General features: G+C 67.2%; 23 protein-coding genes. 11 read left to right on the forward strand and 12 right to left on the reverse strand.

The features are described 5' to 3' along the window. Positions 1-96: 96 nt before the first annotated feature. Entirely contained in the window at positions 97-300 is a 204-nt protein-coding gene (locus WT97_RS12380; protein ID WP_006477070.1) for a cold-shock protein, read from the reverse strand. 419 nt (positions 301-719) lie between these two features. On the opposite strand from WT97_RS12380, the gene WT97_RS12385 reads away from it, so the two are divergent. Next, complete coding sequence (locus WT97_RS12385) at positions 720-2,318, forward strand: APC family permease (protein WP_060353532.1); 1,599 nt, start codon at positions 720-722, stop codon at positions 2,316-2,318. A 109-nt stretch (positions 2,319-2,427) separates the two neighbouring features. On the opposite strand, the gene WT97_RS12390 is transcribed toward WT97_RS12385, so the two are convergent. The 7 genes from WT97_RS12390 to WT97_RS12420 all read right to left on the reverse strand — a co-directional run bounded on the left by WT97_RS12390 (position 2,428) and on the right by WT97_RS12420 (position 8,527). Beyond that, on the reverse strand, positions 2,428-3,219 hold the full coding sequence (locus WT97_RS12390; protein ID WP_060353533.1) for a class III extradiol ring-cleavage dioxygenase: 792 nt from the start codon (positions 3,217-3,219) through the stop codon (positions 2,428-2,430). A 198-nt stretch (positions 3,220-3,417) separates the two neighbouring features. After that, positions 3,418-4,014: a UbiX family flavin prenyltransferase gene (locus tag WT97_RS12395; protein WP_060353534.1), complete on the reverse strand. Its 597-nt coding sequence runs from the start codon at positions 4,012-4,014 to the stop codon at positions 3,418-3,420. 22 nt (positions 4,015-4,036) lie between these two features. After that, complete coding sequence (gene grxD, locus WT97_RS12400) at positions 4,037-4,348, reverse strand: Grx4 family monothiol glutaredoxin (RefSeq protein WP_006477066.1); 312 nt, start codon at positions 4,346-4,348, stop codon at positions 4,037-4,039. A 67-nt stretch (positions 4,349-4,415) separates the two neighbouring features. Next, positions 4,416-5,258: a peptide chain release factor N(5)-glutamine methyltransferase gene (gene prmC, locus WT97_RS12405; protein ID WP_034209819.1), complete on the reverse strand. Its 843-nt coding sequence runs from the start codon at positions 5,256-5,258 to the stop codon at positions 4,416-4,418. Between the two features lie 7 nt (positions 5,259-5,265). Next, complete coding sequence (prfA, locus tag WT97_RS12410; RefSeq protein ID WP_059499691.1) at positions 5,266-6,348, reverse strand: peptide chain release factor 1; 1,083 nt, start codon at positions 6,346-6,348, stop codon at positions 5,266-5,268. Between the two features lie 89 nt (positions 6,349-6,437). Then, entirely contained in the window at positions 6,438-7,736 is a 1,299-nt protein-coding gene (gene hemA / locus WT97_RS12415) for a glutamyl-tRNA reductase (RefSeq protein ID WP_034209821.1), read from the reverse strand. A 26-nt stretch (positions 7,737-7,762) separates the two neighbouring features. Continuing rightward, positions 7,763-8,527, reverse strand: coding sequence for a response regulator transcription factor (locus WT97_RS12420; protein WP_059499690.1), 765 nt, complete (start codon positions 8,525-8,527; stop codon positions 7,763-7,765). 171 nt (positions 8,528-8,698) lie between these two features. Between WT97_RS12420 and WT97_RS12425 the strand changes: the two genes are divergently transcribed. The 4 genes from WT97_RS12425 (at position 8,699) to WT97_RS12440 (ending at position 12,035) form a co-directional block, all read left to right on the forward strand. Continuing rightward, positions 8,699-8,953, forward strand: a complete 255-nt coding sequence (locus WT97_RS12425; protein ID WP_034209823.1) for a hypothetical protein — start codon at positions 8,699-8,701, stop codon at positions 8,951-8,953. Between the two features lie 18 nt (positions 8,954-8,971). Continuing rightward, positions 8,972-10,786 carry an aminopeptidase P family protein gene (locus tag WT97_RS12430; RefSeq protein ID WP_059499689.1) on the forward strand — a complete coding sequence of 605 codons (1,815 nt, stop codon included), beginning with the start codon at positions 8,972-8,974 and terminating at the stop codon, positions 10,784-10,786. Between the two features lie 77 nt (positions 10,787-10,863). Further along, positions 10,864-11,415 (forward strand): cysteine hydrolase family protein, encoded by a 552-nt coding sequence (locus tag WT97_RS12435; RefSeq protein WP_059795224.1) that lies wholly within the window; start codon positions 10,864-10,866, stop codon positions 11,413-11,415. After that, a complete protein-coding gene (locus WT97_RS12440) occupies positions 11,412-12,035 on the forward strand; it encodes an HAD family hydrolase (protein ID WP_059499687.1) in 624 nt (207 codons plus the stop codon). The genes WT97_RS12435 and WT97_RS12440 overlap by 4 nt, the downstream gene beginning before the upstream one ends. A gap of 131 nt (positions 12,036-12,166) precedes the next feature. Here WT97_RS12440 and ettA read toward each other — a convergent pair whose 3' ends face one another. The 3 genes from ettA to gcvA form a co-directional block, all read right to left on the reverse strand. Beyond that, the gene (ettA, locus tag WT97_RS12445; RefSeq protein ID WP_059499686.1) at positions 12,167-13,834 is read right to left on the reverse strand and encodes an energy-dependent translational throttle protein EttA; all 1,668 of its coding nucleotides are present in this window, start codon (positions 13,832-13,834) and stop codon (positions 12,167-12,169) included. Positions 13,835-14,003: 169 nt separating this feature from the next. Further along, on the reverse strand, positions 14,004-14,300 hold the full coding sequence (locus WT97_RS12450; protein WP_059795228.1) for a DUF3761 domain-containing protein: 297 nt from the start codon (positions 14,298-14,300) through the stop codon (positions 14,004-14,006). An 89-nt stretch (positions 14,301-14,389) separates the two neighbouring features. Further along, positions 14,390-15,307, reverse strand: a complete 918-nt coding sequence (gene gcvA, locus WT97_RS12455; protein WP_059795231.1) for a transcriptional regulator GcvA — start codon at positions 15,305-15,307, stop codon at positions 14,390-14,392. A gap of 193 nt (positions 15,308-15,500) precedes the next feature. Here gcvA and WT97_RS12460 point away from each other — a divergent pair, with 193 nt between their 5' ends. The 3 genes from WT97_RS12460 to gabP all read left to right on the forward strand — a co-directional run bounded on the left by WT97_RS12460 (position 15,501) and on the right by gabP (position 18,960). After that, positions 15,501-16,766 carry an MFS transporter gene (locus WT97_RS12460; RefSeq protein ID WP_059795234.1) on the forward strand — a complete coding sequence of 422 codons (1,266 nt, stop codon included), beginning with the start codon at positions 15,501-15,503 and terminating at the stop codon, positions 16,764-16,766. An 80-nt stretch (positions 16,767-16,846) separates the two neighbouring features. Then, the gene (locus tag WT97_RS12465) at positions 16,847-17,191 is read left to right on the forward strand and encodes an MmcQ/YjbR family DNA-binding protein (protein WP_059499682.1); all 345 of its coding nucleotides are present in this window, start codon (positions 16,847-16,849) and stop codon (positions 17,189-17,191) included. Between the two features lie 377 nt (positions 17,192-17,568). Then, positions 17,569-18,960, forward strand: coding sequence for a GABA permease (gabP, locus tag WT97_RS12470; protein WP_059499681.1), 1,392 nt, complete (start codon positions 17,569-17,571; stop codon positions 18,958-18,960). Positions 18,961-19,108: 148 nt separating this feature from the next. Here the strand turns inward: gabP and ychF are convergent, their stop codons facing one another. Next, the gene (ychF, locus tag WT97_RS12475) at positions 19,109-20,203 is read right to left on the reverse strand and encodes a redox-regulated ATPase YchF (protein ID WP_060031407.1); all 1,095 of its coding nucleotides are present in this window, start codon (positions 20,201-20,203) and stop codon (positions 19,109-19,111) included. Between the two features lie 247 nt (positions 20,204-20,450). Between ychF and WT97_RS12480 the strand changes: the two genes are divergently transcribed. The 3 genes from WT97_RS12480 (at position 20,451) to WT97_RS12490 (ending at position 24,347) form a co-directional block, all read left to right on the forward strand. Beyond that, positions 20,451-21,629: a UbiH/UbiF family hydroxylase gene (locus tag WT97_RS12480; RefSeq protein WP_059795243.1), complete on the forward strand. Its 1,179-nt coding sequence runs from the start codon at positions 20,451-20,453 to the stop codon at positions 21,627-21,629. Positions 21,630-21,720: 91 nt separating this feature from the next. Then, on the forward strand, positions 21,721-22,449 hold the full coding sequence (locus tag WT97_RS12485; protein WP_060353535.1) for a DsbC family protein: 729 nt from the start codon (positions 21,721-21,723) through the stop codon (positions 22,447-22,449). 98 nt (positions 22,450-22,547) lie between these two features. Then, on the forward strand, positions 22,548-24,347 hold the full coding sequence (locus WT97_RS12490) for a M61 family metallopeptidase (RefSeq protein ID WP_060353536.1): 1,800 nt from the start codon (positions 22,548-22,550) through the stop codon (positions 24,345-24,347). The last annotated feature ends 50 nt before the right edge of the window (positions 24,348-24,397 follow it).

Here is a 24,397-nt window from a genome sequence, read left to right on the forward strand (position 1 = left end):
GGCGGGCGATGACCGGTCGCCATGCAGGATGACCGGCACCCAAAAGCAAAAAGCCCCGCCGAAGCGGGGCTTTTTTACACGAATGATCGCGCCAGCTTAGACCGGACGGATGTTCGCAGCTTGCAGACCCTTCGGGCCCGTCTTCACTTCGAATTCAACCTTCTGGTTTTCTTGCAGCGTCTTGAAGCCTTCGACGCGGATTTCCGAGAAGTGCGCGAACAGATCGTCGCCGCCGCCTTCCGGGGTGATGAAGCCGAAGCCCTTTGCGTCATTGAACCACTTGACGGTACCGGTTGCCATGTTACTTGTTCCTAAAAAAATAAAACGGGGCCGAAGCCCATGGTGTGCGGAAAATCAAGGAAGGGGTAATAGGACCAACCGGAGTACCGTTGATGGGCGAACTACGAAAGAACCAATTCACTCGCCACTTGAAATCCTGCGAAGTCCTTTATACGGCTAATCGGTCTGACGGTCAACCGTATTCCCATGCTCTCAGGGTTATTGCGGAGATCAGGTTTACAAAGCTTGCAAGCGATGCGAATTTTTTGTAGGGGCCGATCGATTTTGGCGCCACGTTCGAGGTGCAACCGTTAAACTACGCGCCGCGTGGACGGGTTGCCCCGATCGGGTGACCCTCCCCCCAAGAATGCGTGCGCGGTGCGGTCCGAGCCGATCCCGGACCGCCGGCCGACCATGCTTTTTGAGACACAGGAGAGGATGTGAAGAGTTCTATTCAACGGAACATCGGCCCGTTTGCATTGATGCTGACGGGGCTGGGTTCGATTATCGGCTCGGGCTGGCTGTTCGGTGCCTGGAAGGCCGCGAAGATTGCCGGTCCGGCGGCGATCTGCGCATGGATCATCGGCGCTGTCGTGATTCTCGCGATTGCGCTGACGTATGCGGAACTGGGCGCGATGTTCCCCGAGTCCGGCGGCATGGTGCGCTACGCGCGTTACTCGCACGGTTCGCTGGTGGGCTTCATCAGCGCATGGGCCAACTGGATCGCGATCGTATCCGTGATCCCGATCGAGGCCGAAGCGTCGATCCAGTACATGAGCACGTGGCCGTATCCGTGGGCGCATGCACTGTTCGTGAACGGTGAACTGCAGACGCTCGGCCTGCTGCTGTCGGCCGTGCTGGTCGTCGTCTACTTCATGCTGAACTACTGGGGCGTCAAGGCCTTCGCGCGGGCGAACACCGCGATCACGATCTTCAAGTTCCTGATCCCCGGCCTGACGATCCTCGGCCTGATGCTGACGAGCTTCCACTCGGAGAACCTCGGCACCGCGTCGAGTACGAGCTTCGCGCCGTACGGCTGGTCGGCCGTGCTGACCGCGGTCGCGACGAGCGGCATCGTGTTCGCGTTCAACGGCTTCCAGAGCCCGGTGAACCTGGCCGGCGAAGCGCGCAACCCGGCGCGCAGCGTGCCGTTCGCGGTGATCACGTCGATCCTGCTCGCGCTCGTGATCTACGTGCTGCTGCAAATGGCGTATATCGGTTCGGTGGACCCGGCCGACGTCGCGAAGGGTTGGGCGCACTTCAACTTCTCGTCGCCGTTCGCGGAACTCGCGATCGCGCTGAACCTGAACTGGCTCGCGGTCCTGCTGTATGTCGACGCGTTCATCAGCCCGAGCGGCACCGGTACGACCTACATGGCGACGACCACCCGTATGATCTACGCGATGGAGCGCAACAACACGATGCCGAAGATGTTCGGCAACGTGCACCCGATCTACGGCGTGCCGCGCCAGGCGATGTGGTTCAACCTGCTCGTGTCGTTCGTGTTCCTGTTCTTCTTCCGCGGCTGGAGCTCGCTCGCGGCGGTGATCTCGGTCGCGACGGTGATCTCGTACCTGACCGGCCCGATCAGCCTGATGGCGCTGCGCCGTTCGGCGACCGACATCGAGCGTCCGCTGTCGATTCCGCTGATGAAGCTGATCGCGCCGTTCGCGTTCGTGTGCGCGTCGCTGATCCTGTATTGGGCAAAGTGGCCGCTGACGGGCGAAATCATCCTGCTGATGATCGTCGCGCTGCCGGTGTATTTCTACTTCCAGGCGAAGTCGGGCTGGACCGGCTGGGGCGCCGACCTGAAGGCCGCATGGTGGCTGGTCGCGTATCTGCCGACGATGGCCGTGCTGTCGCTGATCGGCAGCAAGGAATTCGGCGGTTACGGCATGCTGCCGTACGGCTGGGACATGCTGGTCGTCGCGGCAATCTCGCTGGTGTTCTACTTGTGGGGCGTGAATACCGGTTACCGGACCCAGTATCTCGACGAGCGCGAGTCGCACGACGAGATCCTCGAAGGGGTCGGTGTCTGACGGCTGACCTGTCGCCGGATTCGGCGGCGGCAGGATGCAGGGATAAAAGAAGCCCGCCCGAGCGATGCCCGGGCGGGCTTTTTTGCTGGCCTGGCGGTTGCGCCGCGGCTCAGGCGCCGGCGCTCGCGAACACGTAGTTCGTCATCGCGAGCACGCGCTGGTAGGTGCCGAGCGACTGGATGCCGAGCCGGTAGTCGTCGTCCGCCGCGCCGAGCGCCGCGAAGACCGGCAGCAGGTGCTCGTCGGTCGGATGCATCAGCGCCGCGTGCGGCGCCTGCCGACGGTAGTCGAGCAGCGCGTCGACGTCGCGCGCGGCAAGTCTCGCCTCGAACCAGTCCGTGAATTCCGCGACGCGCGGGTCCGCATCCTCGGGCGCCGCGCCGAAATCGGCGGCGCGCAGGTTGTGCGTGATCTGGCCCGAGCCGATCACCATCACGCCGTCGTCGCGCAGCGGCCGCAGCGCGCGGCCGAGCGCGAAGTGATGCGCGGCGTCCGCGCGAGGCTGGATCGACAGTTGCGCGACGGGCACGTCGGCTTCCGGAAACATCAGCAGCATCGGCACCCACGCGCCGTGATCGAGGCCGTGTTCGGTCGTCGCGGTTGCGATGCCGGCCGCGTTCAGCAGCGCGGCCGCGCGCTCGGCGACGTCGGGCGCGCCCGGCGCCGGATAGCGGATGTCGTACAGCGCCTGCGGGAAACCGTAGAAGTCGTGAATCGTGTCCGGATGCGCGGCGACGCTCGCGACCGGCCGTTGCGTGCCCCAGTGCGCGGACAGCATCAGCACCGCGCGCGGGCGCGGCAGTTCGGCGCCGAGGTGCGTGAACGCGCCGGACGGCAGCGCCGGGTCGATCGGCAGCGTCGGGGCGCCGTGGGACAGGTACAGCGAAGGCAAGCGGTTCATGGTGGTGACCTGCAAAAGGGTTTGCCTGTGACTATATGCGCGCACCGTGCATTGATAAATCAGCGAACGGGAATTTGATTGACGCTTGTTTGTTGATAATCGTCTCGGCGCCAGGCAATCGAATACCGGTTCGCATCCGAAAGCGCGAAATCAACGGGGTTGCTGCGCAAATCGACGGAGATGCGCGCAAAAGAGGCGTTACTGCGCGTGACGGATACCGGCCCACGGTGTCGTGAGCGGCGCGCTGAGCGCGAAGAGGTCGAGGACGCGCGTGACGGTCTGGTCGACGAGTTCCTCGATCGTCTTCGGCATCGCATAAAACGCCGGCAGCGGCGGAAAGACGATGCCGCCCATTTCGGTGACGGCGATCATGTTGCGCAGATGCGCGAGGTTGAACGGCGTTTCGCGCACCATCAGCACCAGACGGCGGCGTTCCTTCAGGGTAACGTCGGCCGCGCGCGTGATCAGGTTGTCGGACAGCCCGTGCGCGACGCTCGCGAGCGTCTTCATCGAGCAGGGTGCGATCACCATGCCGTCGGTCGCGAACGAACCCGACGCGATCGTCGCGCCGACGTCGCGCACCGAATGCACGACGTCCGCACGGCTTTCGACATCGGCTTTCGGCAGCTTCAGTTCATGCTGGATGTTGAGCCAGCCGGCGTTCGAAATCAGCAGGTGCGTTTCGACGCCGCCGGCGGCGCGCAGCAGGTCGAGCAGCCGCACACCGTAAATCGCGCCGGTGGCGCCGGTGATCGCGACGATCAGCCGGCGTGGCGGCACGCTGGGAGATGCCATCGAAAGGGGGCGGGTGCCGCGTTTAAGCGGCGGCGAACAGTTGCTGCAGTTCGCCCGACTGGTACATCTCCATCATGATGTCCGAGCCGCCGATGAATTCGCCCTTTACGTAGAGCTGCGGGATGGTCGGCCAGTTCGAGAATGCCTTGATGCCCTGGCGGATTTCGTCGTCCTCGAGCACGTTGACCGTCTTGAACTGGTCGACGCCGCAGGCCTTCAGCACCTGCACGGCGCGGCCCGAGAAGCCGCACATCGGGAATTGCGCGTTGCCCTTCATGAAGAGCACGACCTGATTTTCGTCGACGATTTGCTTGATACGTTGTTGGGTGTCCATGACTGACCTTGCGTTTGCGGGGCGTTAGATCGAAATGATAGCGGATTTCAACCGGGCGGGCCGGGCGTCAGCCCGGCAGGCGGCCGCCGGTCGTGCGTTCGATGGCGGCGAGATCGGCGCGCGATTCGACCGCGACGAAGCCGTGCGACGCCAGTATCGCGCGGACGGCTTCGGCCTGGTCGTAGCCGTGCTCGATCCAGAGCGTGCCGCCCGGTTTCAGATAGGCGCCGGCGCCCGCGACGATCGTGCGGATCGCGCTGAGGCCGTCGGCATCGTCGGTGAGCGCGCCGCGCGGCTCGAAACGCAGGTCGCCTTGTCCGAGGTGCGGATCGTGCTGCGCGATGTACGGCGGGTTGCTGACGATCGTATCGAACGCGAGCGCGGGATCGAGCGCCGCGTACCAGTCGCTCTGCAGCCAGTGCAGCGGGCCGCCGGGGCGCGGCGTGCCGAGCAGCTTGTCGGCATTGCGTTGCGCGACGGCGAGCGCGTCCGGCGAACGGTCGAGCGCCCACACGCGCGCATCGGGACGCTCGGCCGCGATCGACACGGCGATCGCGCCGCTGCCGGTGCCGAGATCGAGCACGGCTGCGTGCGGCAGCCCGTCGATCGCATCGAGCGCGGCTTCGACGAGCAGCTCGGTTTCGGGGCGCGGGATCAGCACGTCGGGCGTCACCTCGAACGGGCGGCCGAAGAACTCGCGCATCCCCACCAATTGCGCGACGGGCTCGCCGGCGATGCGCCGCGCTTCGAGCGCGCGGTAGCGTTCGACCGCGGCGGCGTCGAGCGGCGCGTCGCCGCGCGTGATCAGTTGCGTGCGGGTCCAGCCAAGCGCGTGCGCGAGCAGCACGCGTGCATCGACCGGGTCGAGCGGCGAGGCGCGCAGCAGCGCGTCGGCGGTGGTGTCGGACATCGCGGCCTCAGTCGGCTTCGCCGAGCGACGCGAGCAGCTCGGCCTGGTGCTCGGTGACGAGCGCGCCGATCAGTTCGTCGAGATCGCCGTCCATGATCGCCTCGAGCCGGTACAGCGTCAGGTTGATCCGGTGGTCGGTCATCCGGCCCTGCGGGAAGTTGTACGTGCGGATCCGCTCCGAACGGTCGCCGGAGCCGATCAGGCTCTTGCGCGTCGCCGCTTCCTTCGCATGCTGCTCGTGATACTGCTTGTCCTTGATGCGCGCGGCGAGCACCTTCAGCGCGCGATCCTTGTTCTTGTGCTGCGAGCGGTCGTCCTGGCATTCGACGACGATCCCGGTCGGCAGGTGCGTGACGCGCACCGCCGAATCGGTCTTGTTGATGTGCTGGCCGCCCGCGCCGGACGCGCGGAACGTGTCGATGCGCAGGTCGGCCGGATTGATCTCGACCTCGCCGATCTCGTCGGCTTCCGGCATCACGGCGACCGTGCACGCGGACGTATGGATGCGCCCCTGCGTCTCGGTGGCCGGCACGCGTTGCACGCGATGGCCGCCCGATTCGAACTTCAGGCGCGAATACGCGCCCTGGCCCGCGATCCGCACGATCACTTCCTTGTAGCCGCCGAGGTCCGACGCGCTTTCCGACATCATTTCGACCTGCCAGCGCTGGCGTTCCGCGAAGCGCAGGTACATGCGCAGCAGGTCGCCCGCGAACAGCGCCGATTCGTCGCCGCCCGTGCCGGCACGGATTTCGAGGAAGATGTTGCGGTCGTCGTTCGGGTCCTTCGGCAGCAGCATCTTCTGCAGCTCGGTCTCGAGGCGCGCCATGTCCTCGCGCGCGCTGCGGATTTCGTCTTCCGCGAAATCGCGCATCGACGGATCGGCGAGCAGTTCCTGCGCGGCCGTCTCGTCGCTGCGCGACTGGCGCCATAACGCGTATTGCTCGACGACCGGGCCGAGTTCCGCATGTTCGCGTGTCAGCTTGCGGTACTGGTCGAGGTCGGCCGTGACGTTTTCGCGGCTCAGCAGGTCGTTCAGTTCGGCCAGCCGTGTGGAAAGCTGGTCGAGCTTGCGTTGCATGCTCGTCTTCATGGTGTGGAGCGGCGCTCCCGGGCAAGGGGTATTCGGAAAGGATAGACCGGCGGCAGAACGACGACCGGCCGGCGGCAGGGCGAGCGGCGCTAGTGGCCGGACGGGTCGTTCGAGCGTGGCGCGTGCTGGTAGAAGCCGCGCATCAGGTCGATCAGCGAATCGCGATCGGCGCCGTTGACGCGGTTGAGCGCGCTCGTCGGGCCGTGGATCAGCTTGTTGGTCAGCGCCTGCGACAGCGCTTCGAGCACGGCCGCCGGATCGTCGCCGCGCGCGAGCAGCTTCTGCGCCTTCTCGACTTCGGCCCGGCGCAGCGCATCGGCCTGCGTATGCATGTGACGGATCACCGGCACGACGCTGCGCGTGTCGAGCCATTGCATGAAATTCTGCACGCGCGTCTCGATGATCGCTTCGGCCTGGGCGACCGCGGCCTGGCGCGATGCATTGCCTTCGCGCACGATCGCGCCGAGATCGTCGACGGTGTAGAGGAACACGTCCTTCAGCTTGCCGACTTCGGGCTCGATGTCGCGCGGCACCGCGAGGTCGACCATGAAGATCGGACGGTGGCGGCGCGCCTTCACCGCGCGCTCGACCGCGCCGAGGCCGATGATCGGCAGCGTCGATGCGGTGCACGACACGATGATGTCGAATTCGTGCATGCGGGTGGGCAGATCGGCCAGCGGCATCGCGCGGCCGTTGAAGCGTTCGGCGAGCCGCTGGCCGCGTTCGGCCGTACGGTTCGCGACGACGAGTTCGCGCGGGCCTTGCGCGGCGAAGTGCGTCGCGCACAGCTCGATCATTTCGCCGGCGCCGATGAACAACACGCGCTGATCCGACACCTTTTCGAAGATCCGCTGCGCGAGGCGAACCGCGGCGGCGGCCATCGACACCGACTGCGTGCCGATTTCGGTCGTACCGCGCACTTCCTTCGCGACCGCGAACGTGCGCTGGAACAACTGGTTCAGATAGGTGCCGAGCGCGCCGGCTTCGGTCGCGGTGCGAACGGCATCCTTCATCTGGCCCAGAATCTGGGTTTCACCGAGCACCATCGAATCGAGGCCGGAGGCGACGCGGAACGCGTGCCGGACCGCTTCCGACTGCGGCAGCGCATAGACGTGCGGCGCGAGCTCGTCGACCGGAATCCGGTGATATTCCGACAACCAGCGGATCGCGCCTTCGCGGGCCGCGCGATCGTCGGTCGCGCAATACAGTTCGGTGCGGTTGCAGGTGGAGAGGATCGCCGCTTCGGGCGTATTGGGCGCCTGCGGGCCGAGAAACACGTTCTTGAACGTAACGAGAGCCGGTTTGATTTGCTCGAGCGGAAACGCCACGCGTTCGCGCAGGGCGACAGGCGCAGTGTGGTGATTGATTCCGATCGTGAGGAGTTGCATATCGAGGGCTATCGTTTAGCCCCATATTATAGCGTTTCGGCGATTTCCTCACTCGCCGCATACCGGGCATCGGCGTGGCGCGGCCGCGAATTTGGGGGCTCGATCGGTACGCGGTCGAGCTGATAGCCGAAGCCGTAGAGCGGCAACAGCTGGTAGCCGCGCTCCGGAAGCAACTGCAATTTGCTGCGCAGCCGGGACGCGTGCGTGTCGAGCGTGCGCGACTTCATGTCGCGGCGGCGTGCCCATACCGTTTCCAGGATGTGCGCGCGCGACACGGGTCGCGACAGGTTCGTGAACAGCAATTGTGCGAAACGGAACTCTTTCGGCGTGAGTGAAACGATTGCGTCGCCGAAACGCACGAGACAATGCGTGGCGTCGAACGCGTATTCGCCATACATTTCGCGCGAGCGGGTGGGCGCCCGCCGTACGCCGGCGCGCCGGCTCAGCGCGTTGACGCGCGCGAGCAGCTCGGGCCCGCTCACCGGGCGCACGAGGCAATCGTCGGCGCCCGCGTGCAGGCACGACACGATTTCGCTTTCGCGCGCCGACTGCATCACCGCGATGGCCGGCAACCCGGGCAGGACCGCCTGCGCGCGCGGGATGACTTCCTGCGCCGGCTGGTCGCCGGCCCAGTGGCCGGTGACCAGCATGTCGCAGGTGTTGTCGGCAGCGAGCCACTCGAAGAATGCGGTGCTGGACGAAAACGCATGGCACACGTGGCCGCCCGCGAAGAGCAGGCGGTTCAGGAGTGCGGTATGACGCGATTCCGGATCGATCAGAGCGATTCGCATGAGGATTTCTTCAATACGGCAGCCGGTGTGCGCTTGCCATAACGTCGAGTCGGCCCCTACACTCGAATGTTCGCGGCGCCCGGCTGGTCTCGGGTTCGATGGATGAATCGATGCTAGCCGCTGGCAGCGTTCACGCCTATGGGACGAATCTGAATTTATAGAAGGCGTTGAATGAACTGGTTTGGAATCCTTGTCCTGGGAGCGGCCGTCGGGCTGTTCGGCCGCTGGCTGCATCCGCTGCGGCGCACGGGCCGGCCGGCGTGGTGGATCGCGGTGCTCGTCGGCATCGTGGGCGCGGCCGCCGCCCGCATGGTCGGCAATCTCTCGGGACTGTTTTACGATGGCGAGACGCTCGAATGGCCGGTCTGCACCGGCGTCGCGTTCCTCGCCGTAGCCGTGACGGTCGCGCTGTCGGCCCGTCGCTGAATGCTCTCAGGTGAAATCATGAATGCCCGTCTCCCCGAAGTCTCGCCGGTGCCGGCCCGTCTCGCGCTGCTGCGCGACGCCATGGCGCGCGAGAATCTGGCCGCCTATCTCGTGCCGTCCGCCGATCCCCACTTGTCCGAATACCTGCCCGAGCGCTGGCAGGCGCGCCGCTGGCTGTCCGGCTTCACGGGCTCGGTCGGCACGCTGGTCGTGACCGCGGATTTCGCGGGGCTGTGGGTCGACAGCCGCTACTGGGTGCAGGCCGATGCCGAACTGGCGGGCACGGGCGTGCAGTTGATGAAGATGACGGGCGGGCAGCAGAGCGCACCGCACGTCGACTGGCTCGCGCGGAACGTGGCGGCCGGCGCGACGGTTGGGGTCGACGGCGCCGTGCTCGGCGTTGCGGCCGCGCGCGGGTTGACGGCCGCGCTGAGCGCGCGCGGCATCGCGCTGCGTACCGACGTCGACCTGCTCGATGCGATCTGGCCGGAGCGGCCGGGGCTGCCCGGGGACGCGGTATTCGAGCACGTCGCGCCGCAGGCCGACACGACGCGCGCGAGCAAGCTCGCCGACGTGCGCCGCGCGATGCACGCGCAGGGCGCGCAATGGCACTTCGTATCGACGCTCGACGATCTCGCGTGGCTGTTCAACCTGCGCGGCGCCGACGTCAACTTCAATCCGGTGTTCGTTGCGCACGCAATGATCGGCACCGATCGCGCGACGCTGTTCGTCGCCGACGGCAAGGTGCCGCCGGCGCTGGCCGCGTCGCTCGCGCAGGATGGCGTCGACGTCCGCGCCTATGACGCCGCGCGTGCGTCGCTCGCGGCGCTGCCCGACGGCGCGACGCTGCTGATCGACCCGCGCCGCGTGACGTTCGGCACGCTCGAGGCCGTGCCGGCCGGCGTGAAGCTTATTGAGGCCGTGAATCCGTCGACGTTCGCGAAGTCGCGCAAGACGTCCGCCGAGATCGAGCACGTGCGCGTGACGATGGAGCACGACGGCGCCGCGCTCGCGGAATTCTTCGCGTGGTTCGAACAGGCCGTCAATCGCGAGACGATCACCGAGCTGACGATCGAGGAAAAACTCACGGCCGCGCGCGCGCGCCGCCCCGGCTACGTGTCGGCGAGCTTCGCGACGATCGCCGGCTTCAACGCGAACGGCGCGATGCCGCACTACCATGCGACGCGCGAGTCGCACGCGACGATCGCCGGCGACGGGCTGCTGCTGATCGATTCGGGCGGCCAGTACATGACGGGCACGACCGACATCACGCGCGTCGTGCCGGTCGGCACCGTCAGCGACCTGCAGCGGCGCGATTTCACGATCGTGCTGAAATCGATGATGGCGCTGTCGCGCGCCCGCTTCCCGCGCGGCATCCGCTCGCCGATGCTCGACGCGATCGCGCGTGCGCCGATGTGGGCGGCCGGGCTCGACTACGGCCACGGCACCGGGCATGGCGTCGGGTACTTCCTGAACGTGCACGAAGGGCCGCAGGTTATCTCGCACTATGCGCCGGCCGAGCCGTACACGGCGATGGAAGAGGGGATGATCACGTCGATCGAGCCGGGCGTGTACCGTCCGGGCCAGTGGGGCGTCCGGATCGAGAACCTGGTCGTGAACCGTGCGGCCGGGCAGACGGAATTCGGCGATTTCCTCGCGTTCGAGACGTTGACGCTGTGCCCGATCGACACGCGCTGCGTGCTCATCGAGATGCTGCACGACGAAGAGCGCGCGTGGCTGAACACGTATCACGCGACAGTGCGCGAGCGCGTCGGCCGGCACCTGAGCGGGGACGCGAAGGCGTGGCTCGATGCGCGCACGCAGCCGATCTGACGCAACGCGCGGTAATGGCTGGATGGCGGCGGGATAGCGACCGCACGACGGCGGAACAATCACAGCGAGGGCAAGTCATGGCGGACACTGCGGTGATCGTGGTCGACATGCAGCGCGGGCTGGTGGAGCGGGCGCAGCCCGCGTACCGGCTTGACGACGTGGTGTCCGGCATCAACCGGCTGACGGCGGCGGCGCGCGCGGCGAACGCGCCGGTGTGCTTCGTGCAGCACGACGGCGACGCGGACGACGACATCGTGCCCGGCACGCCGGGCTGGGAGCTGCATGCGGGGCTCATCGTCGGTCGCGACGACTGGCGTGTGCGCAAGCAGGCGAGCGACGCGTTCCACGACACGCCGCTCGCGGTGCAGCTCGATCGCCATGGCATCCGTTCGGTGCTGATCTGCGGCTATGCGACCGAGTTCTGCGTCGATTCGGCCGCGCGCCGTGCCGCGCTGCTCGGCTACCGGACGACGGTCGTGTCTGATCTGCACACGACGAACGAGCGCGCTCACCTGTCGGCGGCGCAGATCGTCGCGCATCATCACTTCATCTGGAACAATAATTCGCTGTCGGGTAACGCGGTGACGCCGCGTCCGCTCGCAGACGTGCTCGCCACGGAGTTCGCATGACGATCAAGGCAGTGGTGTTCGATTTCGGCGGCGTGCTGATCGACTGGAGTCCCGAGTACCTTTACCGTGAACTGATTCCCGACGATGCCGAGCGCCGCTGGTTCCTCACGCACGTGTGCGCGATGGACTGGGTGGTCCGCCAGGACGGCGGGCAGACGATCGAGGAAGGCACGGCCGAACTCGTCGCGAAGTTTCCGGAGCACGAAGCGCTGATCCGCGCGTTCTACGCGCGCTGGCACGAGATGATCGGCGGCGTGCTTGAAGAGGGCGCGGCCCTCGTCGACCGGCTGGACGCGCAAGGGATGCCGCTGTTCGGGCTGACGAACTGGTCCGCGCAGACGTTTCCGTATGCATGGGACAACTTCCCGGTGCTGCGCCGGTTCAAGGACATCGTCGTGTCGGGCCGCGTGAAGCTCGTGAAACCCGATCCGGCGATCTACCGCGAGATGCATGCGCGGATCGATCCGCACCTGCCAGGCATCGCGCCGCACGAGCTCGTGTTCATCGACGACAACGCGAAGAACGCCGCGGCTGCGACGGCGCTCGGCTGGCACGGCATTCATCATACGAGCGCGGCGACGACCGAGGCGCGGCTGCGCGAGCTGGGCGCGCTCGCGTAAGCGGCGGGGCGAACGTCGGGCGAAAAAAAAGCGAGCCAAGGGCTCGCTTTTTCGTCGTGCCGTTCCGGATGCGGCCGCTTTCGGCATCCGGCGCCGCGCGATCGCGGCGCAGGGCGCCGGGGCCGCGCCGGTCAGCGGCTGATCGGCTTGTAGCGCAGGCGCTTCGGCTTCGCGGCTTCCTCGCCGAGGCGCGCACGCTTGTCGGCTTCGTACTCCTGGTAGTTGCCGTCGAAGAACGTGACCTGCGAATCGCCTTCGAACGCGAGGATGTGCGTCGCGATCCGGTCGAGGAACCAGCGATCGTGCGAGATCACCATCACCGAGCCCGCGAATTCGAGCAGCGCGTCTTCCAGCGCACGCAGCGTTTCGACGTCGAGGTCGTTCGACGGTTCGTCCAGCAGCAGCACGTTGCCGCCCGAGATCAGCGTCTTCGCGAGGTGCAGGCGGCCGCGTTCGCCGCCGGACAGGTTGCCGACGATCTTCTGCTGGTCGCCGCCCTTGAAGTTGAAGCGGCCGATGTACGCGCGCGACGGCGTTTCGTACTTGCCGACCGTCAGCACGTCGGCGCCGCCCGAGATTTCCTCGAACACCGTCTTCGAACCGTCGAGCGCGTCGCGGCTCTGGTCGACGTATGCGAGCTTCACCGTCGGGCCCATCACCACTTCGCCCGAATCCGGCTGTTCCTTGCCGGTCAGCATCTTGAACAGCGTCGACTTGCCGGCGCCGTTCGGGCCGATGATGCCGACGATCGCGCCGGCCGGGATCTTGAAGCTCAGGTTGTCGATCAGCAGGCGATCGCCGAACGACTTGCTGACGTTCTTGAACTCGATCACTTCATTGCCGAGGCGTTCGCCGGCCGGGATGAAGATTTCCTGCGTTTCGTTGCGCTTCTGGTATTCCTGGCTGCTCAGTTCCTCGAAGCGCGCGATACGCGCCTTCGACTTCGCCTGGCGGCCCTTCGGGTTCTGGCGCACCCACTCCAGTTCCTTCTTGATCGCCTTCTGGCGCGCGGATTCCGACGCCTCTTCCTGCTTCAGGCGCTCTTCCTTCTGGTCGAGCCAGCTGCTGTAGTTGCCCTTCCACGGAATGCCGTGGCCGCGGTCGAGTTCGAGAATCCACTCGGCCGCGTTGTCGAGGAAGTAGCGATCGTGCGTGACGGCGACGACGGTGCCCGGGAAGCGCACCAGGAACTGCTCGAGCCAGTCGACCGATTCGGCGTCGAGGTGGTTGGTCGGCTCGTCGAGCAGCAGCATGTCGGGTTTTTCGAGCAGCAGCTTGCAGAGTGCGACGCGGCGCTTTTCGCCGCCCGACAGGTGCTCGATCTTCGCATCCCACGCCGGCAGGCGCAGCGCGTCGGCGGCCACTTCGAGCTGCTGCTCGGGGCTGCCGCCGTCGCTCGACGCGAGGATCGCCTCGTATTTCGCCTGCTCGGCTGCGAGCGCGTCGAAGTCGGCGTCCGGCTCGGCATACGCAGCGTAGATTTCTTCCAGTTTCTTGTTCGCCTGGAACAGGTCGCCGAGGCCTTCCTCGACGGCTTCGCGCACGGTCTTCGTCGGATCGAGCTGCGGTTCCTGCGGCAGGTAGCCGATGTTCAGGTTCGGCATCGGCGTCGCTTCGCCTTCGATGTCCTTGTCGATGCCCGCCATGATGCGGATCAGCGTCGACTTGCCCGAGCCGTTCAGGCCGAGCACGCCGATCTTCGCGCCGGGAAAGAACGACAGCGAGATGTCCTTCAGGATCTGGCGCTTGGGCGGCACGATCTTGCCGACCCGGTTCATCGTGAAAACGTATTGGGCCATTTCGGTGTGAAAGTCAGAAGTGGTTGAGACGGCCGCGCAGCGCGCGGGCGTGGCGGCGTCGGGGGATTCGGTACGGAGCGTGCCGCGCGGGGCGCGGCGGTGCGAGCGCGTATTGTACTTCGCCGCCGGCTGCCGCTGGCGCGGTGCAGGCCATTCGGCCGATCCGCGCTCACAGCCATGCGGCGACGCCCCCGTGCCCCGAGCACGTGCCGCGCCGGTGGCGGCTGAAGCTGTACGTGCCGTCGCGGCAACGCGCGCTCGCGCCGTCCGGCACGCGGCCCGATTTCGAATGCGCGGGCGCATGCACGGTTTCGCCGTCGCGGTTGCGATACGTGTCGTGACGGTCGAGATCGGCTTCGTTGCCGTAGCCGGGCGGCGCGCGATACGCGTGCGCGGAAGCGGGCAATGCGGCGCCCGCGACGAAGAGCGCGGCGGACAGGGTCGCGCGATGGAGCAGGGCACGCATGGTCTCTCTCGTTCTGTACGTTGTCGTCGATGCCGGGCCGGTGGCCCGCGCCGCATGTTAGCGGATCGACGCCGTGGCGCCGCGCGACGCTACGCCGCGCCGGACATCGACGCCGCGCCGTCGGCCTGCGCGGCGTCGAGAATCCACCGGCGGAACGCGGCAACCTTCGGCCGTTCCGCGTGATGCGGCGGATAGACGAGGTAGTACGCGAAATCGTCGAGCCATGCGGCGTCGGCAAGCTGCACGAGCCGGCCGCTCGCCAGCTCGCCGCGCACCATCGCGGCCGGCAGCAGCCCGGCACCCTGGCCGGCGACGATCGCCTGCAGCAGCAGGCCCGAGTCGTCGAACGCGGGGCCGCGCGGCGGGCCGAAATCGTCGATCCGCTGCGCGCCGAACCAGATGTGCCAGCCCTTGCGTTCGGCGTCGTGCAGTTGCGGCCAGCCGACGAGCGCGGCCGGCGTCGCCGGCATGCCGAGCCGCGCGACGAGGTCGGGCGACGCGAGCGCGACGATTTCGACCGTCAGCAGCCGTTCGCTGCACAGCCCGACGTAGCGCCCGAGGCCGTGGCGGATCGCGACGTCGACGCCGTCGCGCGCGAAATCCGCGAGCGCATGGCTCGTGACGACCTGCAGGTCGACGTCGGGGATAGCCTGCCGGAACTGCGCGAGGCGCGGGACGAGCCACGCGGACGCGAAGAACGGCGTGACGCTCACCGTCAGCACGCCGCTGTCGGCGGCGCTCGACACGCGCTGCGACGCATCGGCGATCTGCCGGAACGCGTTGCGCACGGGCGGCAGGTAGTCGCGGCCGGCGGCCGTCAGCAGGATGCCGCGGTTCACGCGTTCGAACAGCTGCACGCCGAGATGGGTCTCGAGCGTGCGGATCATCTGGCTCACTGCGCCGGGCGTGACCGACAGTTCCTCGGCCGCCGACTTCACCGACAGGTGGCGGGCGGCGGCTTCGAAGGCGCGCAAGGCGTTAAGCGGCGGCAGGCGGGAACGATTCATTCAGTTTTTCTAAAGCGAAAGGCCGACGAAATATGGTTTGAGGCGACGCGTACGCGCGAGTACCGTTGACACATCGGATCGCACGTTTCGCGGCTGCCTGCGGGCGGCCGATGCGATCAACATAGTTCAACTATATCCACGGGGCAACCCGGACGCCGCCCGGCAGCCGGTGGAACCCGAAAGGAGCATCGTCATGAAGCGCCCCGGCACATCGCGCCTTTTCTACGGCTGGTACGTGGTGGCGGCCGCGTTCGCCGTCACGTTCGTCGGGTTCGGCAGCGCGTATACGTTCAGCGCGTTCGTCGAGTCGCTGCAGCGGGATTTCGCCGCGTCGCGCGGCCAGATCTCGCTCGTGTTCTCGCTCGCCGGCTTCCTGTACTTCGGCTTCGGCATCGTCAGCGGGCCGCTGGCCGATCGTTTCGGCTCGCGGCGGCTCGCCGTCGCCGGGATGCTGCTGACCGGCGCGGGGCTCGCGGCCGCCGGCGCCGCGCATACGCTGCTGCAGGTCTATGTCGCGTACGGGCTCGGTGTCGGGCTCGGCGTCGGTTGCGCGTACGTGCCGGCCGTCGGCGCGGTGCAGCGCTGGTTCGTGCGCCGGCGCGGGTTCGCATCGGGGCTCGCGGTCGCGGGGATCGGCGTCGGCACGCTGGCGATGCCGCCGCTCGCGTCCGCGCTGATCGCGCAGGTCGGCTGGCGCGGTGCGTATTTCACGCTGGCGGCGATCGCGATCGTGCTGGGAGCCGGCATGTCGCTGCTGATCGAGAACGACCCGCACAGGCGCGGATGGCTGCCGGACGGCGATGTCGCTGGCGATGGCAGCTGGAATGCCGCTGCTGCATCGACCGGCGCGAACGTGCGTGCCGGCGCGACGGTGCGCGAAGCCGTCACGTCGCGGCCGTTCGCGAGTCTCTATGCGGCCTGCCTCGTCTGCTCGTTCGGTGTGTTCGTCCCGTTCGTTCATCTCGTGCCGTATGCGCTCGATCACGGTGTCGCGCCGTCGACGGCCGTGCTGCTGCTCGGCGCGATCGGCGTGGGCAGCACGGCCGGCCGCTTCTTCCTCGGCGGTCTTGCCGACCGCTTCGGCCGCCGCGCGTCGCTGCTCGCGATGTTCGCCGGCATGGCCGTCGCGCTGGTCGCGTGGGCGGGCGCCGGCACCGTCGCGACGCTGGCTGCGTTCGCGCTCGTGTTCGGCGTGTTCTACGGCGGCTGGGTCGCCGTGCTGCCGGCGGTCGTGATGGACTATTTCGGCGGCCGCAACGTGAGCGCGATCATCGGCATCCTGTACACGAGCGTCGCGTTCGGCACGCTGATCGGGCCGGCCGCCGCCGGCTTCATCTACGATGCCGGCGGCGGCTATCTCGTGCCGATCCTCGCGAGCGCCGCCGCGAATGCGATCGCGTTCGCGATCGTCGCGACCACCGGGCGTGCGCCGGACGCCGCGCGCGCGGCCGGCGGATAACGCCACCTGCTGGGCGCGTCGCGCGATTTCCGGTAAGGTGGCCGGACCGTCAACCATCGACGCAGGGCCGGGGAGGCATCGTGACATTCGACGAAGTCCGGCAGATCGCATTGGCGTGGCGCGGCGTCGAGGAAGGCACGTCGTACGGCACGCCCGCGCTCAAGGTGAAGGGCAAAGTGCTCGCGCGGCTGCGCGAGGACGGCGACACGCTCGTCGTGAAGGGCGTCGGCCCCGACGAGCGCGCATGGCTGATCGAATCGGCGCCCGACGTGTATTACGTGACCGATCACTATGTCGGCTGGCCGATCGTGCTGGTGCGCCTGTCGGCCGCGCATCCCGACGCCGTGAAAAACCTGCTTCTGCGAGAATGGCACGCACGCGTGCCGGCGAAGTGGCGAGACGAAGCCGCCCGCGACGGGAACTGAACGGCGCGCCCGGCGCACGAGCCGCCGCCGAACCGGATCAAGCGTTGCATCGGTTCGTATCGATGCAACGAGTGGTTCCATCGAAATTCTTCAATTGGTTCTTAGTGACGAACCGTTTGATGCTTACACTCCTTCGCTTCGAAGGCGGCTGACGACAGCCGACGGAACGGGCGTACGCGATGCGCCGGCGCCCGGCGCGCCGCATCGCACCCGCAGCTTCGCAGACTGCGCGGACGACCCGACCGGAACGGCCCGGTCCGGCCTCGTGCCCGTGTGCGATTGCATGCGCGGCCGCAGCCGGATTCGACAACGACAACTCCCCGCGCCGCCTTCACGCGACACCGGTCGTACCGGAACCGTTTTTTGGAGAGAGACAGATGAGTGGAAGCAACACGGGCCTCGGCACTGGCCTGAAGCAGCGTCACGTGACGATGATGTCGATTGCCGGCGTCATCGGCGCGGGCTTGTTCGTCGGCTCCGGCCATGCGATCGCGGAAGCCGGGCCGGCATCGATACTCGCGTATGCGATCGCGGGCGTGCTGGTCGTGCTGGTGATGCGCATGCTCGGCGAAATGGCCGTCGCGCATCCGGACAGCGGGTCGTTCTCGACCTATGCCGATCGCGCGATCGGCCACTGGGCCGGCTTCACGATCGGCTGGCTGTACTGGTGGTTCTGGGTGCTCGTGATCCCGATCGAGGCGACCGCCGCCGCGACCATCCTCAATGCGTGGTTCCCGGGCATCGCGACGTGGATCTTCGCGCTCGGCATCACGCTGCTGCTCACCGTCACCAACCTCTTCTCCGTCAAGAATTACGGCGAATTCGAATTCTGGTTCGCGCTGATCAAGGTCGTCGCGATCGTCGTGTTCCTGTGCATCGGCGGCGCGGCGATCGTCGGCATCGTTCCCGCGCCGGCCGTGTCGGGCGTGTCGAACCTGTTCGTGCACGACGGCTTCATGCCGCACGGCGCGAGCGCGGTGCTCGCGGCGATGCTGACGACGATGTTCTCGTTCCTCGGCACCGAGATCGTGACGATCGCGGCCGCCGAATCGGACAACCCGCAACGCCAGATCGTGCGCGCGACGAACTCCGTCATCTGGCGTATCACGCTGTTCTATCTCGGCTCGATCCTCGTCGTCGCGGCCATCGTGCCGTGGAACGACCCGTTGCTGCCGAAGCACGGCTCGTATCAGCGCGCGATGGAGCTGATCGGCGTGCCGAACGCGAAGGCGATCATCGACGTGATCGTGCTCGTGTCGGTCGCAAGCTGCCTGAATTCGGCGTTGTACACCGCGTCGCGGATGCTGTTCTCGCTGTCCCGGCGCAAGGACGCGCCGGCCTTCCTGCATCGCACCGATTCGACCGGCACGCCGCGCGCGGCCGTGCTGGCGTCGACCGCGTTCGGTTTCCTGACCGTGATCGCGAACTACCTGATGCCGGAACAGGTGTTCGGCTTCCTGCTGGCGACCTCGGGCGCGATCGCGCTGCTCGTGTATCTCGTGATCGCGATCTCGCAGTTGCGGATGCGCAAGACGCTCGAAGCGGGCGGCACCGACCTGACGCTGCGGATGTGGCTGTTCCCGTGGCTCACGTGGGCCGTGATCCTGTTCATCTGCGGCACGCTGACCGTGATGCTCGTCAGCGAGGAGCACCGGATGGAAGTCGGCGCGACCGCCGTGCTGGCGTTGATCGTGCTGCTCGCGTCGTGGCTGAACAAGCGTGGGCGCGATGCGCAGGCGCAAGCGGGGCGGCGCGTGTCGGCGACGTGATCGGATCGAATGACGTGACGGCGGGGCGCAAGCCCCGGTCATGAAAATGGCCCGAGCGGCGTTTGCCGGTCGGGCCATTCGTCTTTCGTGCCGGGGCACGCGTTGCGCGATGCCATGCGTATCGCACGGCATCGTGCCGATGCAGGTGTCAGACGTTGAACAGGAAGTTCATCACGTCGCCATCGTGCACGACATATTCCTTCCCTTCCGCACGCATCTTGCCGGCTTCCTTCGCGCCTTGCTCGCCCTTGTACGCGACGAAGTCGTCGAACGCGATCGTCTGCGCACGGATGAAGCCGCGCTCGAAGTCGGTGTGGATCACGCCGGCCGCTTGCGGCGCGGTATCGCCGATGTGGATCGTCCACGCGCGCACTTCCTTCACGCCCGCGGTGAAGTAGGTCTGCAGGCCGAGCAGCTTGAAGCCCGCGCGGATCACGCGGTCGAGGCCCGGCTCTTCCATGCCCATGTCGGCGAGGAACGCTTCCTTGTCCGCGTCGTCGAGATCGGCGATTTCCGCCTCGATCGCCGCGCACACGGCGACCACCGGCGCGTTTTCGCTTTCCGCGTACTTGCGCACCGCCTCGAGGTGCGGGTTGTTCTCGAAACCGTCGTCCTTCACGTTGGCGACGTACATCGCCGGCTTCGCGGTGATCAGGCAGAACGGCTTGAGTAGCGCCTCTTCGTCGTCCGACAGCGCGAGGCCGCGCACGGCCTTGCCCTGGTCGAGTTGCGCGCGCACCTTTTCAAGCACCGCGACGAGCTTCGCCGCTTCCTTGTCGTTGCCCGACTTCGCCGCCTTCGAGTAGCGCGTGAGCGCCTTCTCGACGGTGCCGAGGTCGGCGAGCGCCAGTTCGGTGTTGATCACTTCGATGTCGTCGATCGGGCTGACCTTGCCGGCGACGTGAATGACGTTGTCGTCCTCGAAGCAGCGCACGACGTGCGTGATCGCGTCGGTTTCGCGGATGTTCGCGAGGAACTGGTTGCCGAGGCCTTCACCCTTGCTCGCGCCCGCGACGAGGCCCGCGATGTCGACGAATTCGACGACGGCCGGCACGACACGTTCCGGCTTGACGATCTCGGAGAGCGCCTTCAGGCGCGTATCCGGCACTTCGACGATGCCGACGTTCGGCTCGATCGTGCAGAACGGGTAGTTCTCGGCGGCGATGCCGGCCTTGGTCAGCGCATTGAACAGGGTGGACTTGCCGACGTTGGGCAAGCCGACGATGCCGCATTTGAGACTCATGGAATCCTTCGGACGGGTGAGGCGGCGCGGCCGGACAGGGCACGGCGGCGCGGGAAAAAAGGGCGGCCGGCGCATGGAGCGCGGCGGGCCGACGGTCAAAAACGCTATTGTACCGTGCCGGCGCCCTGGATTCCGGGCTGGGCGCCGAACGGCCGATGCGGCGGGCCGCCGCGTCGGCGCACCGGCCCGCGGTTCTGCTGATTTCCCGCAAAGTCCGGCCGCGTAAGGGTTTGGCCCCGCGGCTATAATGCCCGCCATGACTGCCCACCATACCTTCGACGTCGCCGTGGTCGGCGGCGGGCTCGTCGGCAAGACGGCCGCGCTCGCGCTGACCCAGTCCGGCTACAAGACAGCCTTGCTCGCCCAGCCGGCCACGCCGCGCCCCGCGGATCTCGCGTTCGACACGCGTGTCTACGCGCTGTCGTCCAGTTCGCAGGCGTTGCTCGAGCGGCTGCGGGTCTGGCAGGCGCTCGACCATGGCCGGCTCGCGCCGGTGTACGACATGCGCGTGTATGGCGATGCGCATGCCGAACTGCATTTCTCCGCCTACCAGGCGTCCGTGCCGCAGCTTGCGTGGATCGCCGAATCGTCGCTGGTCGAGGCGTCGCTCGACGCCGCGCTGCGATTCCAGCCGAACCTCACGTGGTTCGACGCACGTGCGCAGGGTTTCGACGTGCGCGACGACGCGGCCGTGCTCACGCTGTCGTCGGGGCAGGTGCTCGAAGCGGATCTCGTGGTCGGCGCCGACGGCGCGCATTCGTGGGTGCGCTCCCAAATAGGGGCCAGGGTAGAGCGGCGCGACTACCGGCAGACGGGCGTCGTCGCGAACTTCAAGGCGTCGCTGCCGCACCGCGAGACGGCCTACCAATGGTTTCACGAAGGCGAGATCGTTGCGCTGCTGCCGCTGCCGGACGGCCACGTGTCGCTCGTGTGGTCCGCGCACACCGCGCATGCTGACGAACTGCTCGCACTCGATCCGGCGCAGCTCGCGGCCGAGGTCGAACGTGTGTCGCACGGCCAGGTCGGCGCGCTCGAATGCGTGACGCCGGCCGCCGGCTTCCCGCTGGCGCTGCAGACGGTCGACAAGCTGATCGCGCCGCGCGTCGCGCTGGTCGGCGATGCCGCGCACCTGATCCACCCGCTCGCGGGGCAGGGGATGAACCTCGGGCTGCGCGACGTCGCGGCGCTCGCCGATGCGATCGCGGGCAAGGAAAGCTTCCGCAATCTCGGCGATACGGTGCTGCTGCGCCGCTACGAGCGTTCGCGCCGCGAGGACATCCGCGCGCTGATGGTCGCGACCGACGGCCTGCAGCGGCTGTTCGCGGTGCCGGGCTCGCTCGCGAAGGCGGTGCGCAATGCGGGCATGGCGTTCGTCGGCGCGCAACCGCTCGTGAAGCGCTGGCTCGTGTCGGCCGCGCTCGGCTGAACGAACCTTCTGCCGCCGCGCCGGTCGGAGACGGTTCCGTTACGGCGTACACTGTGCCGTGCACTCCGATTGAGCTGAAGGGAAGATTTCGATGAAAAAAACGATCCGCATCGCATCGCTGGCGCTGGCCGTCACGATGGCGACGCTTGGCTGCACCGCGCAGGCCGACCAGACCACCGACAAGCTGAAGGCCACGCTGCAAGCCCGTCTCGGTAACGACGCGCCGATCAAGAGCGTGTCGAAATCGCCGGTGGCCGGCCTTTACGAAGTGAACCTCGGCTCGCAGATCATCTATAGCGACGCGGCCGGCGACTACGTGCTGCTCGGCGATCTCGTCGACGCCAGGACGCACAAGAATCTGACCGACGCCCGCCTGTCCGAAATCAACAAGATCGACTTCGCGAGCCTGCCGTTCACGAATGCGATCAAGGTCGTCAAGGGCAACGGCGCCCGCAAGATCGCGGTGTTCTCCGATCCGAACTGCCCGTACTGCAAGAAGCTCGAGACGACGCTGCAGTCGGTCGACAACGTGACCGTCTACACGTTCCTGTACCCGGTGCTGTCGCCGGATTCGACCGCGAAGTCGAAGGCGATCTGGTGTGCGACCGACCGCGCGAAAACGTGGGAAAGCTGGATGCTCGACCACCGCGCGCCGTCCGGCGCCGGTACCTGCGACACCACCGCGCTCGACAAGAACCTCGCGCTCGGCCGCGGGATGAACGTCACCGGCACGCCGACGATCTTCCTGCCGGACGGCCGCCGCCTGCCGGGCGCGGTATCGGCCGACCAGCTCAACCAGGCGCTCGCCTCGAGCAAGTAACCGACCGCACGCCGGGCGCACGGCCCGGCCGGCGAGGGGCGCCCGCATGATCTGCCGGCGCCTCTCTTCGTTTTCGCCCGCCCCGACCGATTGCCACGATGACCCAGCCGATCCGCTATTCGATTGTCCCGAAAGATCTTGCCGCGCACTTGTTCGAAGTGACGGTGACGGTTGCCGATCCCGATCCCGAAGGCCAGCGTTTCTCGCTGCCGGTGTGGATTCCGGGCAGCTACCTCGTGCGCGAGTTCGCGCGCAACATCGTGACGCTGCGCGCGTTCAACGACGCGGGCCGCAAGGTGCGCATCGCGAAGACCGACAAGCACACGTGGCAGGCCGCGCCCGTGACCGGCGCGCTGACGCTGCGCTACGACGTCTATGCGTGGGACCTGTCGGTGCGCTCCGCGTATCTCGACGAGTCGGGCGGCTTCTTCAACGCGACGGCCGTGTTCCTGAGCGTCGCCGGCCGAGAGGACGCGCCGTGCGAAGTCGACATCGCTAAACCGGCCGGCGCCGCGTTCCGCACGTGGCGGGTCGGCACTGCGCTGCCCGAGGCGAGCGGGACGAAGCGCTACGGTTTCGGCGCGTATCGCGCGGCGAACTACGACGAGCTGTCCGACCATCCGGTGACGATCGGCGAATTCGCGCTCGCGACGTTCGACGCGCACGGCGTGCTGCACGACATCGTGATCGCCGGGCGCGTGACGCAGCTCGACCTGGAGCGGCTGCGTACCGACCTGAAACGCGTGTGCGAAGCGCAGATCGCGCTGTTCGAGCCGAAGTCGAAGAAGGCGCCGATGGACCGCTACGTGTTCATGACGCTCGCGGTCAGTGACGGCTATGGCGGCCTCGAGCATCGCGCGTCGACCGCGCTGATCTGCAACCGTACCGACCTGCCGGTGAAGGGGCGGCCGGAAACGACGGAAGGCTATCGCACGTATCTCGGCCTCTGCAGCCACGAGTATTTCCACACGTGGAACGTGAAGCGCATCAAGCCGGCGGCGTTCGTGCCGTACGACCTCACGCGCGAGAACTACACGTCGCTGCTGTGGCTGTTCGAGGGCTTCACGTCGTATTACGACGACCTGATGCTGGTCCGCAGCGGGCTGATGTCGCAGGACGAATATTTCGCGGCGCTCGGCCGCACGATCGGCGGCGTGCTGCGCGGCACGGGCCGGCTCAAGCAGAGCGTCGCGGAAAGCTCGTTCGACGCGTGGATCAAGTACTACCGTCAGGACGAGAACGCGACCAATGCGATCGTCAGCTATTACACGAAGGGCTCGCTCGTGGCGCTCGCGTTCGACCTTGCGATTCGCGCGCAGACGCGTAACCGGAAGTCGCTCGACGACGTGATGCGCCTGCTGTGGCAACGCTACGGCCGCGACTTCTATCGCGGCAAGCAGGCGGGCGTGGAGGAAAACGAAGTCGAGACGCTGATCGAAGAGGCGACGGGCGTCGCGCTCGGCCGCCTGTTCGCGGACGCCGTGCACGGCACGCGCGACCTGCCGCTCGGCGACCTGCTCGCGCCGTTCGGCGTGACGCTGGCCCCCGACGTCGCGCTCGGCGCGGCCGAGAAGCCGACGATCGGCGCGCGCTTGCGCGGTGGCGCGGACTGCACGTTGGCGGCGGTCTACGAAGGCGGCGCCGCGCATCGCGCGGGGTTGTCGGCCGGCGACACGCTGATCGCGGTGGACGGGTTGCGCGTGACGGGCACGAATCTCGATGCGCTGCTGGCCCGCTACCGGCCGGGCGACAAGGTCGAGGTCCACGCGTTTCGCCGCGACGAGCTTCGCACCGCGAAACTGAAGCTCGACGGTCCGGAAGTCACGCGCTACCGGCTGACGGCGGCCGCGAAGCCGGCTGCGGCCACGAAGGCCCGCGAAGCCTGGCTGAAGGGGTAAACGTACGCGAGCGGGTATCGGGGCGCGATCGGGTATTGTCCCGCTGCTGC

Origin of the sequence: Burkholderia sp. MSMB1459WGS, assembly GCF_001534535.1 — a bacterium.
In the GTDB taxonomy this organism is placed as follows: Bacteria; Pseudomonadota; Gammaproteobacteria; order Burkholderiales; family Burkholderiaceae; genus Burkholderia.

Bases quoted from the DNA above. Each gene is read 5' to 3' on its own strand.
- WT97_RS12380 (WP_006477070.1), bottom strand. From the start codon at position 300: ATGGCAACCGGTACCGTCAAGTGGTTCAATGACGCAAAGGGCTTCGGC.
- WT97_RS12390 (WP_060353533.1), bottom strand. From the start codon at position 3,219: ATGAACCGCTTGCCTTCGCTGTACCTGTCCCACGGCGCCCCGACGCTG.
- WT97_RS12395 (WP_060353534.1), bottom strand. From the start codon at position 4,014: ATGGCATCTCCCAGCGTGCCGCCACGCCGGCTGATCGTCGCGATCACC.
- grxD (WP_006477066.1), bottom strand. From the start codon at position 4,348: ATGGACACCCAACAACGTATCAAGCAAATCGTCGACGAAAATCAGGTC.
- prmC (WP_034209819.1), bottom strand. From the start codon at position 5,258: ATGTCCGACACCACCGCCGACGCGCTGCTGCGCGCCTCGCCGCTCGAC.
- prfA (WP_059499691.1), bottom strand. From the start codon at position 6,348: ATGAAGACGAGCATGCAACGCAAGCTCGACCAGCTTTCCACACGGCTG.
- hemA (WP_034209821.1), bottom strand. From the start codon at position 7,736: ATGCAACTCCTCACGATCGGAATCAATCACCACACTGCGCCTGTCGCC.
- WT97_RS12420 (WP_059499690.1), bottom strand. From the start codon at position 8,527: ATGCGAATCGCTCTGATCGATCCGGAATCGCGTCATACCGCACTCCTG.
- WT97_RS12425 (WP_034209823.1), top strand. From the start codon at position 8,699: ATGAACTGGTTTGGAATCCTTGTCCTGGGAGCGGCCGTCGGGCTGTTC.
- WT97_RS12430 (WP_059499689.1), top strand. From the start codon at position 8,972: ATGAATGCCCGTCTCCCCGAAGTCTCGCCGGTGCCGGCCCGTCTCGCG.
- WT97_RS12435 (WP_059795224.1), top strand. From the start codon at position 10,864: ATGGCGGACACTGCGGTGATCGTGGTCGACATGCAGCGCGGGCTGGTG.
- WT97_RS12440 (WP_059499687.1), top strand. From the start codon at position 11,412: ATGACGATCAAGGCAGTGGTGTTCGATTTCGGCGGCGTGCTGATCGAC.
- ettA (WP_059499686.1), bottom strand. From the start codon at position 13,834: ATGGCCCAATACGTTTTCACGATGAACCGGGTCGGCAAGATCGTGCCG.
- WT97_RS12450 (WP_059795228.1), bottom strand. From the start codon at position 14,300: ATGCGTGCCCTGCTCCATCGCGCGACCCTGTCCGCCGCGCTCTTCGTC.
- gcvA (WP_059795231.1), bottom strand. From the start codon at position 15,307: ATGAATCGTTCCCGCCTGCCGCCGCTTAACGCCTTGCGCGCCTTCGAA.
- WT97_RS12460 (WP_059795234.1), top strand. From the start codon at position 15,501: ATGAAGCGCCCCGGCACATCGCGCCTTTTCTACGGCTGGTACGTGGTG.
- gabP (WP_059499681.1), top strand. From the start codon at position 17,569: ATGAGTGGAAGCAACACGGGCCTCGGCACTGGCCTGAAGCAGCGTCAC.
- ychF (WP_060031407.1), bottom strand. From the start codon at position 20,203: ATGAGTCTCAAATGCGGCATCGTCGGCTTGCCCAACGTCGGCAAGTCC.
- WT97_RS12480 (WP_059795243.1), top strand. From the start codon at position 20,451: ATGCCCGCCATGACTGCCCACCATACCTTCGACGTCGCCGTGGTCGGC.
- WT97_RS12485 (WP_060353535.1), top strand. From the start codon at position 21,721: ATGAAAAAAACGATCCGCATCGCATCGCTGGCGCTGGCCGTCACGATG.
- WT97_RS12490 (WP_060353536.1), top strand. From the start codon at position 22,548: ATGACCCAGCCGATCCGCTATTCGATTGTCCCGAAAGATCTTGCCGCG.